This is a genomic window from Spirosoma endbachense, from assembly GCF_010233585.1.
Taxonomy (GTDB): Bacteria; Bacteroidota; Bacteroidia; order Cytophagales; family Spirosomataceae; genus Spirosoma; species Spirosoma endbachense.
The window spans coordinates 9,150,909-9,164,080 of the sequence record NZ_CP045997.1; the positions used below are offsets into that span (position 1 = coordinate 9,150,909).

Below are 13,172 nucleotides of genomic sequence, written 5' to 3' on the forward strand. Positions count from 1 at the left end.
ATCCCGCGTTGTCCAAAAATGGACAGTTACTGTACCGAAACGGACGGCTTATTGATTGACTGGTAAGTCTATATTGGAAGGATAAGCGTTTAAGCTTAGAAACACCTTTGTCTTACAAAAACGCTCCCACTCGAGACATCTGATGTTCTGAATGGGCGTTTAGTAATATAAAAAATGAGGCAAGGATAGTGCTAGGCAAGCTCAATACAGGCCTAGTGCGATTTCACACGATTCGTGCGGTATCGCACCCTCAATTAAATCTTTCTTGGCTCAATTAGCTGATTTCAAGCCATCTATTATTGGCACAGTATTCGGTATTAGATGCCCTTAATACGTCTATTTACCCACTAATACTTTTCCATCGTGTTAAAGACCTTACTTATTTTGGCTGTCAATTTAACCCTTGTTCTGCCAGTTTTTTGTCAATCATTTGGTGTATTACCCGATTCTACCGTTCTGGCTTTGCGAAAAGGAGTGGCCGGCTTTCAAAGTCGCTATCATTCACCTAGCGTGGTGCTGGCTATTGTCCATGAGGACCAAATCATCTTCGGGGAAGCAAGTGGCTATCTGGATATGGCTCAAAAAGTACCCGCTAGTCTGGATGCCCAATACTCCATCCAGTCGCTGACTAAAGTGTTTACCGCTACCATGTTCATGCAACTCATTCAGCAGCGAAAATTGAGACTTGATGACCCGGTAAAAAAATATGTGCCTGAGTTTAAGGCCGATGGACAAGCACATGATCAAGCCGCTACGACGTTGCTCCAACTAGCAACCCACACATCGGGCTTGCCTCGCAATTCACCAGCGGACATTCAATTTACCAAACAAATTGATCGCTGGATTCTGGCTGCAAGCCCTGAAAAAGCTATTGAAGCTGCTCCTAAGAAGGCGTTTTTACAATCCTTAGCTTCGATTCCTAAAGAATACCCCGACTACCAACTCCTCAGCTATGGCAATCGACACTATTCCAATTTAGGCTATTCACTGCTGGGCATTGCTTTGGAACGGGCAGCCAAAACTGACTATGCAGCCTATATCATTAAGAATATTTGTCAGCCTTTGCACATGAACAACAGTGCCTTTTACGCGGAAAGTCCAGCCAGGAATGGAGTTGCTAAAGGCTATTTTTACGATGAGCCTACTCAAGATTATCGTCAAGTGCCTGTTTTCAAACCTAATTCAGCGGTTCCCGCTGCGGGGCTTTATACCAGTGCCCGAGACTTAGCCAAATTTATCAGCTTTCAATTCCAAACCAATTCGGCAAACGCGGATCAAGTGCTCTCCCAGAAGAACAGAGCGATGATGCAAGCCTTCAACATTGGTTGGAAACCTGCCTATCCCTACCTGGTGCATGAGGGGGCCATGCTGGGTTACCGTTGTGAACTGGTCTTGAACCCTGATTTAAAGATTGGCTGGGTCGTATTGACGAACACGACGGACTTTGATTTTTCCCGAATCAACACCTATATCAGTGGATTAATACAGCCGGTTTTCAGCCCAAAGCCAGTGAGTGACCTGGCTAAGTTTACCGGAACTTATCAGTTGGCAGGGGGTAGTGATAGCCTACGGATTTGGTTGAAAGAAGGGAGATTATACTCCAGCTATTTGGCTGGTGTTTTACCTGAATCACCTTTAGAGGCGATGGGTAATACCCATTTTCGAGGTTCTGGGAAGGGTGGTTACAGTATTAATTATGAATTTATCGCTACCAGCATCTCCGATAGTACTATATTGAATATGGGTCAGTTGATGTGGGTAAAACGCTAAGTTGGTGGTAATTGGGTTTACGGGTTGTAAGGTTCTCCTATCTCGTCGCCGACTCATCACTATCATCTAGCCTAATTCGATAATCATAGAAAGTTAAATCGTGCATTTGCCTTTCAAAACCAATTTTTCATAAAGCGCATGGGCAGAAAAATTATCCACAGCGGTAAATATGCTCATGTTGTCTCATAAAATGCTCCCGCATGAGCCGTGGCGACATTTGAGTATCTGTAATTCGGGCGTTTTACGAAACGATAAATTAGCCAAAGTGTCAGGCGAAGTCGTGACTGGCACATCCATTTAACTATAAACGCTATTATAGCGTTGCCATATCGATCACAAAGCGGTACTTAATATCGCCTTTGAGCATTCGGTCGTAGGCAGCATGAATGTCTTTGATGTCGATGAGTTCAATATCCGCCACAATCTTATGAGCTGCGCAAAAGTCAAGCATTTCCTGTGTTTCAGCTAATCCCCCACAAGAGGAGCCGACAATGCTTTTTCGACCGCCCAATAAGGAGAAGGCTCCCAAGGCTCCATTCAGGTGGATGCCACCCAGAGGAACCCCTACGCAGATGTGCACACCGTCCACTTTGAGCAAAGACAGATAAAAATCAAAGCTGTGCTCGGCACTCAAGGTGTCCACGATGAAATCAAAAGAAGCCTTTACGGATTCGACTTGCTCTGCATTTTTTGTGACCACAAAATGATGGGCACCTAATCGTTTTGCATCGGCTTCTTTTTGCGGAGAGGTACTCAAAATAGTGACTTCCGCTCCCAATGCCACGGCGAATTTAACGGCCATATGACCAAGCCCACCCAGACCCAATACGGCAACCTTATGGCCTTTACCAACCTTCCAATGTTTCAAAGGAGAATAAGTGGTAATTCCCGCACAAAGCAAGGGCGCTGTTGCAGCCAGATTGAGTGTTGACGGAATGTGAACGGTAAAGGCTTCATGGGATACGATCGTATTGGAATACCCTCCGTAAGCGGGTTTGCCGTCTCCAAATTTATCAAGGCTGTTGTAGGTAGCCACAACCCCTTCTTCACAGTACTGCTCCAAACCATCGTGGCAATGGTCGCACCTTCCGCACGAATTAATCATGGTTCCCACACCGGCCAGGTCGCCAACCTTAAAGCCATTTACGTGGCCACCAACCTGAATGACGCGACCGACAATTTCGTGTCCCGGCACCATGGGAAAAATACCCGGAAACCATTCATTGTTGATCTGGGCTAAATCTGAATGGCAGACTCCGCAGTATAAAATTTCGAGTTGGACATCGTGGGCTCCTACCTTTCTTCGTTCAAAGTTCCAGGGAGTTAATGATTCGTTGGCACGTTGTGCTGCATACCCTTTTGCGGCTATCATTGTTTACGATTTTTGTTGATTTGACAGCTGCAAAGGTATCGGCAAGGCATTCGAGCACAGATGTGTATATCAAACAGAAAACTGGGAAAATCAAAGAGTACTTACCCCCGAGTGAGAGGATACATAAGGGCAAGCCCTCCATTGACCACTAAAGCCAATATTTGAATTTTACAGCTTTTTATTTGGTATCAGCAACTACAATCCTTTCTTTTTGATGAATTTTGGGTTAACCAAAGGCCATTTCAAAGTGACAAGGAAGACGCAAGCTAAAGCAGGATGAAAAAGATCGATTTAAGTGAAGACCTGAAGCTGGACGAGCGCGTTTGGATGCCCGCCGATATCAGTAAAGATATTCAGCATTTCAATGTTTTTTATGTCAGGCACACGAACGATGAGCGGTTCAACTGTAAGCCGTTTAGCCGAAAGTCGCTTTATAAAATCAGTCTGTTAAAAGGGAAAACGAGACTGTATTATGCGGACAAAACGATGGAGTTTGATTGCGGGCTGCTATTTACTAATCCCAACATCCCTTATTCCTGGGAGCATCTGGAATCGGAGCAAGTTGCCTACTTCTGTATCTTTACCGATGAGTTTTTTGATCAGTTCATTAGCCTCAACGAATACCCCGTTTTCCAGCCAGGCTATGTCCCACTTTTCCCTTTAAGCCCGGAGCAATTCGCTGATTTTGAGAATCTATTCAAACAAATGCTGAGCGAAATTGCGCTTGAATTCAGATATAAATATGATTCGCTCAGAGCCATGGTCTTACAGCTTATTCTTACGGCCCTCAAGCTGGAGCCATCTACTTTTCAGCGGTATACCGACTCCAATGGTAGCCAACGCATTGTGTCCATTTTTATGGAACTCCTGGAAAGGCAGTTTCCCATTGAGTCGACCATGCAGCGGATGGCCTTACGTTATCCAACTGACTTTGCGGCCCAATTATCGGTTCATGTCAACCATCTGAACCATGCCTTGAAGCAAGTAACGGGCAAAACGACGTCTCAACTGATTGCTATACGCCTAATGCAGGAAGCCCGGAGTCTACTTCAGCATACGGATTGGAATATTACTGAAATAGCCTGGTGTTTGGGCTTTGATGACTTGCCACATTTTATTCATTTTTTTAAACGAAGCCAGCAACTCACCCCCAAACTTTATAGGCAGATGCAAACGATTTGATGTGTGGCAATCACGACTTCACCTGACAGTTAATGGTTGTCCTGACCTGTAGCCATGAATTACTGATTCTCACATAAACGCTGGTATTCGGGCATTATCCTCGTTGAGTTAAGTCATATTCGTCGTCCCATCATTCCAGTCTAATTCGTTATCTTTTGTTAAGGAATCTGTTTTAGACAAGGCCGTACCTTTGGCCTATGGGTAAAACAAACACCTTACACGTATGAAAACGCTCATCACCATTGAAGAAGTCGCTCAATTCGCGCTCTCGATCTTTTTGTTTTCTAAACTGCCATTCGTCTGGTGGGTATACCCGGCTTTGTTGCTGCTCCCCGATGTCAGTATGCTGGGGTATCTGATGAATGCTAAAGTTGGTGCGTTTAGCTACAACCTGTTCCACCACAAGGCATTGGCCATTGCGGTTGGCGTGGCTGGGTTTGTGCTACAAAACAATGAGTTGACGTTGGCGGGAATATTGCTCTTTGGCCACTCCTCAATGGATAGAATGATAGGAGCCGGATTGAAATACACGACGGGCTTTACCAATACGCACCTGAGTGAGGCAGCCGCTCCGACGACGCCTACTACTGAAGTAGCGGTTGCCTGATCGGCAACGAACCAACCACCAGAGGCTAGTAGCCTTTGATAAATTCAGGTAAACACATGCCTACCGACGCTACCATTTCGTCCGCTTCCGTAAAGGGGCTGCTTTATGCCGTCACGCAATGCGGGGCCGATGCCGGGGCTTTGAGCCAGGCAGTTGGGTTGGATACTGCCGAGTTGGACGATCCCGACGGCCGGATACCCATGGCGACCATGCAACGCCTGTGGGGCCTAGCGGTAGAGGTCACAGGCGACCCCCACCTCGACCTGCATATGGCCCAGCACGTCCACCACAGCAGCTACGGCGTGCTGGCATACGTACTCATGCATAGCCCCACACTGGGCGTGGCCATTCACAACTTGTGCCACTATGGGGATATCGTTTGCAGCGGCACGCGCATCAGCCTGCGCCACATTGGCGACAGCGTGGAACTGGTCGTCGAAATAACCAGTCCCTCGATCGTGTATCCGCACTTTGTGCTCAACTCCGAGCTTTCCATTTATCTGCATATGCTACGGCTGCTGAGTGGCCAGTCTCTCGCTCCCGAAGCGCTACACCTGGCCTATCCCGCTCCGGCCAATACCCGCGAGCACGTTCGTGTTTTTGCACCGGCCCTGGTGCAATTTGGTACCCCCTATTCAGCCCTGCGCCTGCCCGCTGCTGTGTTAGCGCTACCCATCCTGACCGCCGACCCGCACTTATTGGCACTGCTCGAGCCGCATGCCGCTGCCCTGCTGGCCCGACTACACAAACTACCCGCTCTGGCCGACCGCGTACGCCACGAATTGGTACACCTGCTGGTTCAATCCGAACCCACCTTGGAAGCCGTGGCCGAAGCCCTTAGCCTTAGCCCCCGCATCCTCCAGCGGCAACTGCGTAAGGACGGCTACAGCTACCAGCAACTACTCGATGAGGTACGCCGTGAGCTGGCTGAACGCCACCTGCGCGAGGGTATCCTCAGCATCAAAGACATCGCGTTACGGCTGGGTTTCGCCGAACCGAGTGTGTTTATCCGGGCGTTTCGGCGCTGGACCGGCCAAACGCCCGGTATGTTCCGCCGGGCGTCGTACTAGTCGTATGAAACGCCGGTGTTGCCCTGGACCGCTTGGCTAGCCCACTCCGAAGCGGGGAAGGAGCGTCTTGCCAGCAACACTACCCCGTATTGACGAAGGCATGTGGGGACTGGTAGCGGATCGAGATGCGGGAGGCATGGGGGCAACAAGCTACTAAATGACGTTCATGTCGCTGCCTTTTTAACGCCTTGCGCGAAAAGTCAATCCAATTTTCGCAATCGGTCAACAAGCCAGCCATTGGCACACAATACCTTTGCCGCATACTAACGCCCACTGGGTTACTACCATGTTTTTAGGTCATTTTGGGGTCGGTCTGGCGACCAAGCCCCTGCAACCACGCGTATCACTGGGTACCTTATTTCTGGCTACACAATTGGCCGATCTGCTATGGCCTACACTGTTGCTGTTGGGTGTAGAACGTGTCGAAATCCGTCCCGGTCTATTGGCGGCCTCGCCCCTTGACTTTGTGTATTATCCCTTCTCGCACAGTCTGCTGGCAGAAGGGGTATTAGGGATAGCATTGGGCCTTGCCTACGGCCTATTCCGGCGTAACTGGCGTGAAGCCCTGCTGGTGGGCCTGCTGGTGCCCAGTCACTGGCTGCTCGACCTGATCATGCACCGGCCTGATTTGCCCCTTTACTTCGGCCAATCCCCAAAAGCCGGGCTGGGTCTGTGGCAAAATCTGCCCGCAACGCTGGCACTCGAACTGGGCTCGCTGGCGGTGGGTCTATGGGTGTACCTGCGCCACACCCGGGCGCGTAACCGCACCGGTCGCTTTGCACTCTGGGGTATGATCGCCTTTTTAGTGCTCGTTTATGTGGGCGGTGCCCTCGGTCCGGCCCCTGCCAGTGTCGCAGCCCTGGCCTGGAGCGCTCAGATATTATGGCTGGTCGTAGCCCTTGGCTACTGGGTCGATGCAAATCGGGAAGCTGTATAGAAAAATTAAGCCTCGAACGTTGGCGGCTAGGTAAAAACAACTCATGGTTTGACGAACTAATAACTAATTTATGAAGACTTTAGGACTGATTGGTGGGGTCAGCTGGTATGCTACATCCGTTTATTATAAGACGCTTAATCAACTCACCAATCAAAGGCTTGGCGGCTCTCATTCGTCTAAACTCCTTCTCTTTTCGGTGGACTTTGAAGAATTCAGTTCACTACAACATGTAGGCGACTGGGATGCCGTTGAAAAGATGTTATCAGGCATTGCGATACAACTTGAGCATGCGGGAGCAGACTGCATTGTGATGTGTGCCAACACCGTTCACCTGGTTGCTGACACGATTCGGCAAAAAATAAACATTCCGTTGCTGCATAGTGCAGAGGAAACAGCCAAGCAAATCGTTTGCCAAAAATCTAATAAGGTTGCGCTTCTTGGAACAAAATTTACCATGGAACATCCTTTCTTTAAAGATCGTCTTTCCCAGTTGGGCATTGAGACGATTATTCCCGACGAAGCGGATAAGGAGTATATTCATGCGTCTATTTTTAACGAATTGACAAAAGGAATTTTCAAAGACGAAACAAAAAATAAATACATCGACATTATTGACAAATTAAAAAGTTGCGGAGCAGAGGGAGTTGTCTTTGGCAGCGCTGAATTTTCACTATTGCTTACTCAAACGGATTGCCCTATTCCAATTTTTGATACGATCGCCATTCATTCCGAGGCAGCGGTTGACTTTGCCTTATCCAAATGATGACAGGGCAACAGCCAACTGTTGCCTGCCACAAAGAGCGAGCGTATTCTCCGGATTGAGCCGGTGCAGCCGCTGGTCTTGTCATGCTTTTATGTGGTGTTTTTACCAGGTATAGGGCTAGCTATAAAAAATTGTCGTTATTTTCATGACAAGTCCACACTACCGAACGCTATGCTGTCGCTAAAAACCAAGAGGAATGTTGCTCGTGTCATTCCTTTCGGCGTATTGTGGTTTATTTTTAGCCTACTTTATTGCCTGCTGGAGAAAGGTATTCTCGGCCAGCTGGACCATTATCCCAAGACGGGCGTTGCGTATAATTTTGTTAGAAACACGGTAACAATCCCGGCCGCGGGTCTGATGATGGGTATGCTGACCGGCGTTCTGGAGATCGGTTATTTCAGTAGGTGGTTTATAAAAAAGAGCTTCACCCGAAAGATCGTAGTTAAATCCCTGCTGTATCTGATCATTGTTAGTGCTTTCTTAATCACCTTAGTGTTGATCAATGCGCTAACTATGCCTGAGGAGCATTCTTTCAAAAATCTGTCATCTCCAGCCTGGGCGTTTTTCACTGACTACGCAGCGGTAATAGGTATTATGGTGTACATGGCCTCGATCGTTGTGATCGCACAATTCTATGCTGAAATTAGCGACACTATTGGACCAGGCACCTTGCGTAATTTCTTTTTGGGGAAATACCATCATCCCGTAGAAGAAGAACGAATATTTATGTTTCTGGATATGAAGGCCTCGACGACAATCGCGGAAAATCTGGGCCATGTCAAGTACTTCGACCTGTTAAAAGACTATTTCTTTGACCTCTCCGTAGCGGTTATTGATTATGGGGGTACCATCTATCAATACGCGGGGGATGAGATGATCGTCTGCTGGACACTGAACGAGGGGTTAAAAAATAATAATAGTATTGAGTGCTTCTTCGCGATGAAACGCGCGCTAGAGAGGCAGGCGGAAACGTACAGTAGCAAGTTCGGCATTTTACCGGGCTTCAAAGCCGGGCTGCATTTTGGTTTGGTCACGGCTGGGGAAATCGGATCGCTGAAAAAAGAAATCATCTTCACCGGCGATGTCCTGAATACCGCGGCCAGGATCCAGGGACTTTGCAACCAGTTCGAGGCTGAGCTGCTGGTGTCAGAAGACCTGGCTAAACGACTTCAGCTCCCAGCTACCTACACCCTAAAATCGGTTGGCCAGAACCTGCTGAAAGGCCGACGTAAACCCATGGAGCTATTTGCCATTTCAACCTCAATTTTATCAGGCCAATCCAGGAAACCATCGTCCTTGTAGCTGTTGGAAGGTCAATAGGCAGGCTACATTCCCATGGCCGGTTAAAAAATGATGGCAAACCAATCAGGAAAGACAACAGGCGTAGGCGACTGAGCTTTTGCTCATTGATCAAGTAGATGAACGACCCAGTTTAGGATTTTTCTGAACCAACCTAGCCGATGAACGATTCGCTCCACCCCGCAGCCCGACAACTGCGGCAGCATATTCACCAGTTTGTGGTGTTGTCGGATGAGGAATGGCATGGCCTGGAGCCACACCTGTCGATCGTCCACCTGAAAAAAAACCAATTCATGGCCACCCAGGGGGTCGTTGCCAATCAGGTAGGCTTTGTCCTGGAGGGCGTATTCCGGCAGTTTTACACCAAAGACGGCGAAGAACGCACCACGTATTTCTTCTTTGACCAGCAGTTGATAGCGGCTTACATGAGCTGCATCACTGCCCGGCCATCGCCAGTTAATATCGAAGCCCTCAGTGACGCTACGTGTCTGGTTTTTCCTTACCCCGTCCTGAAAGCCCTTTTCCGTCAGTATGCGGGCTGGCAGGAATTTGGCCGATTGTTTGCCGAATACATAATGGTGGCGTTGGAAGAGCGGATGGCGGGCCTGTTGATGCTTAGCCCCGAAGAACGCTATCTGGCCCTGCTGGAAGGCGATCAGCGGCACCTCCTCCAACGAGTACCCCAGCACTACATTGCTACTTACCTGGGCATTACCCCCGTTAGCATGAGTCGAATTCGGAACCGAATCATCCCTAAATAACGTATGGTCGAACCGGGTGCCGGATGATCCGACTACGGGTGAGGCAAGGCCCGACCGAACGCAGCCCGACTCGTTCTTATCTTTTGTTATCGTTTTGGCCCGAGGTGGTCCGGTAGCTTTGTGGCACACAAACAGACAAAGCGATGCAACCGATAAAAGAAGCCAATTCATTCCCATTCGTTAGCCAGCAGGTCGTGCTACCAGCCCCGGTGGAACCCAGTGGATTCCTCATTCACAACCACCAACTCAGCCAGCCCGCGAGGGGCCAGGTGATCGTCCGGGTAGAAGCCAGTGGCATCTCCTTTGCCGAGCAGGCCATGCGCCGGAACCGCTATCCGGGCCAGCCGACGTTCCCTTTTGTGCCGGGTTACGATCTGGTCGGCACGGTCGTGGCCATTGGTCCGGGCGTTGATGCATCGTGGATGGGCAAACGGGTGGCCGCCCTGACCAAAACCGGAGGCTGGGCCAGCTATTCCCTGCGTGCTGCTGGTGAGTTGTTGGTTGTTCCGGCTGGGATTGATCCGGCCGAAGCCGAAGCCCTGGTCGTCAATGGGCTCACAGCCTGGCAGATGTTGCATCGGAAAGCCCACATTCGCGCGGGTCAAACCATCGTCGTGCATGGCGCCAACGGGGGTGTCGGCACAACCTTGGTCCAACTGGCCCTGCACGCTGGCGTACGGGTCATCGGGCTGGCTTCGCGTCGGCACCACGCTACCCTGAAAGAGCAGGGCGTTGAGCCCATAGATTATAACGACTCAAACTGGGCCCAGCAGATTCGGCAACTGGCGCCTGATGGGGTCGATGCCGTTTTCGATAATGTAGGTGGGGCCGGTATTACGCACTCGTTTCGCTTACTCAAGCGGGGTGGCACCCTGGTCAGTTACGCGATTGCCTCGGCCATGCTGAGTAAAAAATCGATGCTACTTAATTTCATTAACCTAATCGCCCAGCTAACCTGGTGGAACCTGCTGCCGAATGGTCGCCAGGCTCTGTTCTATGACGTCATGGCGGGTCGGGGTAGTCAGGCGTTTCAAACCCGCTCACAGGACGATTTTGCCCAGCTCATGAGCTTGCTGGCCAGTGGTGTGCTTCCCCCCCGCATTGCCGCCCGTTTTCCCCTTGACCATATTCAACAGGCCATGGAACTGGCCGAATCCCGAACGGCCTATGGCAAGGTCATCCTCATTCCCAACCAGTCCCCGAACGCCTAAACGGCCGCATGCCATGAAGAACAATCCCCAACAAACCCACCATATCTTACTAACCGGCGGCAATGGCCTGGTCGGCAAGTCGTTAACACAGCCCTGCTCGGGGAAGGGCACCGGGTTAGCCACCTGAGCCGTACCCCATCCATCATTGCTGACGTCACGACCTACGGCTGGAACGTTGTGGAACAACAGATCGATGCGCGTTGCCTGGACGGGGTCGATACGATCATCCATCTGGCGGGTGCGGACATCGCCGAGGAGACCTGGACGCCCGCCCGCAAGCTGGAAATTAGCCGCAGCCGTACCGAATCGATCCGGCTCCTCTACCGATTGATGGGCCAGCGGCCTCATGTCGTCAAATCGGTCATCTCGGCCTCGGGTATCGCGTTCTACGGGGACCGATCCGATGAAATCCTGACCGAGCATAGCCCTCCATCGCCCGATTTTCTGGGAACGGTCTGCCAGCAGTGGGAGGCTGCTGTTGGTGAAGGGAAAGCCCTGGGCCTGCGCGTGGTTATCTTTCGCACGGGGGTCGTCCTCACCAAAGCGGGTGGGGCGTTGGCTTCGTTGGTGCCGATGATCCAGTCGGGTTTTGGGGCCACTATCGGCAGCGGTCGCCAGTGGGTTCCCTGGATACACCTGCAGGATGTGGTGGGGCTGTATGGCCTGGCGGTTCGGGACCCTTCATTGGTGGGTGTGATTAATCAAACCGCTCCGGGTCTGCTCACCAATCGGCAATTTATGGAAGCCCTGGCCCGGCACTTTAACAAACCGCTTTGGATGCCTTCCATTCCCGCTTTTATGCTGAAGCTGATGATGGGGGAACGCAGTGCTTTTGTCCTCAATAGTGCCAGGGCTGTCCCACCCCAACAGCTTCTGCAAGCCTATCACTATAGCTATCCTACCCTTGATCAAGCACTAAGCGCCATTTATTCCTAACACGCGGAGGACTCAATGGGTCTAAGATCTAAAGCATTAGACTACTGGAACGCGTTGGCCATCTTCACCCTAAAAACCACGTTTGCCCATTCTTCCCCTGGTATGGCTCGATTCGTATGCTACTGATGGCGTTGGACAGATAGTAAAAATTCACTGTCTCACAATTCGCTCCCACCTGAGACGAAGGAACGTTCATGGAGCTGCTTCATAATTGGGGCGTTAAAAGAGACTTTATAGTAAGATGATGTACAATAGCATTAATTTCAGGAGGCTTGTCATTCTATTGCAAAAGAGATTTATTTGCTATTAAGAGCCCGATTTACCTAATGAGACGAAAAAAACACGGTACTAGTATTGAGTTACTATCAATCATTTAGCCAGCAATAGTTTCGCAAAATCTCGCCCAATAATATGTTGAGTGTTCGCTCATCAAATGCTTGTTTGCCAGCGTCCCGGAGAAAGTTTGAACGCCCCAAAGGTCAAGTTTTTGCAAAAAATAAGGAAAACCATTTAAATCAGTTTATGATGAGAAACCATACCGCTATTACAAAATTCATCATTATAACAATCGGATTTATAGTCGTATTATTACAACCTAAGGCCACGATAGCCCAATGCAGGAATTTTACTTTAAAAGAGCTGGAAAAATTCAGCACTATAAATCCAAATTTAGATGCAGTATACAGAGAGGCAGGTTATAATCTTGTGACGACCAGCAAAAAAAGCATGGTTGGAACGTGTGGTAATGGTTCATATGCTGAAGGAACACTAGGGATAATAGTACCATTAGCTGGAAACCCCCAAATAGCACTACTGAATGTTTCTCATAGTTATTTGGATGAACTTCATACACAAATGACAGAAAGAAATTATAGAAGATTGGGTGGCAGTTCAGGTACATACTTCTATACTAATGATAGATTTAAAATTTCCGAACAAATAATATCCAAAGAGAAAAAACTTTACAGAATAACAATTCAAAATAATTTGTCAACTGCACAACCAGATTCTAAAAATCCATTCTATACATTTATTATAGGTTTTCGTGAATATGTAGAGGTTACCAACCCAATCATTAAAAATGATCTAAGTTCTATTTATTCTGCTTATTCTGCAAAAATCTCTAATAAAGTTGATCAGGGCTTTCTTATAAAAACGGCAAGGAGCAGTTAGCCATACCTTTGTGGTTCTCTAGACTACAAAACCATGACTGTCGCTCCCTGCTTGGCTAAACCTACAACATTTTTCCAACTTCTTGACCAAA

Annotated in this window: 12 protein-coding genes; 11 read left to right on the top strand and 1 reads right to left on the bottom strand. The window is 49.1% G+C overall.

The window, feature by feature from the left end:
- Positions 1-474: 474 nt before the first annotated feature.
- Positions 475-1,770 carry a serine hydrolase domain-containing protein gene (locus GJR95_RS36790; RefSeq protein ID WP_262889824.1) on the top strand — a complete coding sequence of 432 codons (1,296 nt, stop codon included), beginning with the start codon at positions 475-477 and terminating at the stop codon, positions 1,768-1,770.
- Positions 1,771-2,083: 313 nt separating this feature from the next.
- On the opposite strand, the gene GJR95_RS36795 is transcribed toward GJR95_RS36790, so the two are convergent.
- Entirely contained in the window at positions 2,084-3,142 is a 1,059-nt protein-coding gene (locus tag GJR95_RS36795; protein WP_162390609.1) for an NAD(P)-dependent alcohol dehydrogenase, read from the bottom strand.
- A gap of 276 nt (positions 3,143-3,418) precedes the next feature.
- Here GJR95_RS36795 and GJR95_RS36800 point away from each other — a divergent pair, with 276 nt between their 5' ends.
- The 10 genes from GJR95_RS36800 to GJR95_RS36845 all read left to right on the top strand — a co-directional run bounded on the left by GJR95_RS36800 (position 3,419) and on the right by GJR95_RS36845 (position 13,081).
- Positions 3,419-4,324, top strand: coding sequence for a helix-turn-helix transcriptional regulator (locus tag GJR95_RS36800; protein ID WP_162390610.1), 906 nt, complete (start codon positions 3,419-3,421; stop codon positions 4,322-4,324).
- Between the two features lie 223 nt (positions 4,325-4,547).
- Positions 4,548-4,931 carry a DUF4260 domain-containing protein gene (locus GJR95_RS36805; protein WP_162390611.1) on the top strand — a complete coding sequence of 128 codons (384 nt, stop codon included), beginning with the start codon at positions 4,548-4,550 and terminating at the stop codon, positions 4,929-4,931.
- Positions 4,932-4,987: 56 nt separating this feature from the next.
- Positions 4,988-6,001 carry an AraC family transcriptional regulator gene (locus tag GJR95_RS36810; protein ID WP_162390612.1) on the top strand — a complete coding sequence of 338 codons (1,014 nt, stop codon included), beginning with the start codon at positions 4,988-4,990 and terminating at the stop codon, positions 5,999-6,001.
- Between the two features lie 286 nt (positions 6,002-6,287).
- Complete coding sequence (locus GJR95_RS36815; protein WP_162390613.1) at positions 6,288-6,938, top strand: hypothetical protein; 651 nt, start codon at positions 6,288-6,290, stop codon at positions 6,936-6,938.
- A 70-nt stretch (positions 6,939-7,008) separates the two neighbouring features.
- Positions 7,009-7,701 carry an aspartate/glutamate racemase family protein gene (locus GJR95_RS36820; protein ID WP_162390614.1) on the top strand — a complete coding sequence of 231 codons (693 nt, stop codon included), beginning with the start codon at positions 7,009-7,011 and terminating at the stop codon, positions 7,699-7,701.
- 171 nt (positions 7,702-7,872) lie between these two features.
- Positions 7,873-9,003: an adenylate/guanylate cyclase domain-containing protein gene (locus GJR95_RS36825; RefSeq protein ID WP_162390615.1), complete on the top strand. Its 1,131-nt coding sequence runs from the start codon at positions 7,873-7,875 to the stop codon at positions 9,001-9,003.
- Positions 9,004-9,161: 158 nt separating this feature from the next.
- Positions 9,162-9,761 (top strand): Crp/Fnr family transcriptional regulator, encoded by a 600-nt coding sequence (locus GJR95_RS36830; RefSeq protein WP_162390616.1) that lies wholly within the window; start codon positions 9,162-9,164, stop codon positions 9,759-9,761.
- 143 nt (positions 9,762-9,904) lie between these two features.
- Positions 9,905-10,972 carry a medium chain dehydrogenase/reductase family protein gene (locus GJR95_RS36835; protein ID WP_162390617.1) on the top strand — a complete coding sequence of 356 codons (1,068 nt, stop codon included), beginning with the start codon at positions 9,905-9,907 and terminating at the stop codon, positions 10,970-10,972.
- Between the two features lie 141 nt (positions 10,973-11,113).
- On the top strand, positions 11,114-11,908 hold the full coding sequence (locus GJR95_RS36840; RefSeq protein WP_232541314.1) for a TIGR01777 family oxidoreductase: 795 nt from the start codon (positions 11,114-11,116) through the stop codon (positions 11,906-11,908).
- Positions 11,909-12,319: 411 nt separating this feature from the next.
- Positions 12,320-13,081, top strand: coding sequence for a hypothetical protein (locus tag GJR95_RS36845; RefSeq protein WP_162390618.1), 762 nt, complete (start codon positions 12,320-12,322; stop codon positions 13,079-13,081).
- Positions 13,082-13,172: the final 91 nt, after the last annotated feature.

Bases quoted from the DNA above. Each gene is read 5' to 3' on its own strand.
- GJR95_RS36795 (WP_162390609.1), bottom strand. From the start codon at position 3,142: ATGATAGCCGCAAAAGGGTATGCAGCACAACGTGCCAACGAATCATTA.
- GJR95_RS36800 (WP_162390610.1), top strand. From the start codon at position 3,419: ATGAAAAAGATCGATTTAAGTGAAGACCTGAAGCTGGACGAGCGCGTT.
- GJR95_RS36805 (WP_162390611.1), top strand. From the start codon at position 4,548: ATGAAAACGCTCATCACCATTGAAGAAGTCGCTCAATTCGCGCTCTCG.
- GJR95_RS36810 (WP_162390612.1), top strand. From the start codon at position 4,988: ATGCCTACCGACGCTACCATTTCGTCCGCTTCCGTAAAGGGGCTGCTT.
- GJR95_RS36815 (WP_162390613.1), top strand. From the start codon at position 6,288: ATGTTTTTAGGTCATTTTGGGGTCGGTCTGGCGACCAAGCCCCTGCAA.
- GJR95_RS36820 (WP_162390614.1), top strand. From the start codon at position 7,009: ATGAAGACTTTAGGACTGATTGGTGGGGTCAGCTGGTATGCTACATCC.
- GJR95_RS36825 (WP_162390615.1), top strand. From the start codon at position 7,873: ATGCTGTCGCTAAAAACCAAGAGGAATGTTGCTCGTGTCATTCCTTTC.
- GJR95_RS36830 (WP_162390616.1), top strand. From the start codon at position 9,162: ATGAACGATTCGCTCCACCCCGCAGCCCGACAACTGCGGCAGCATATT.
- GJR95_RS36835 (WP_162390617.1), top strand. From the start codon at position 9,905: ATGCAACCGATAAAAGAAGCCAATTCATTCCCATTCGTTAGCCAGCAG.
- GJR95_RS36845 (WP_162390618.1), top strand. From the start codon at position 12,320: ATGTTGAGTGTTCGCTCATCAAATGCTTGTTTGCCAGCGTCCCGGAGA.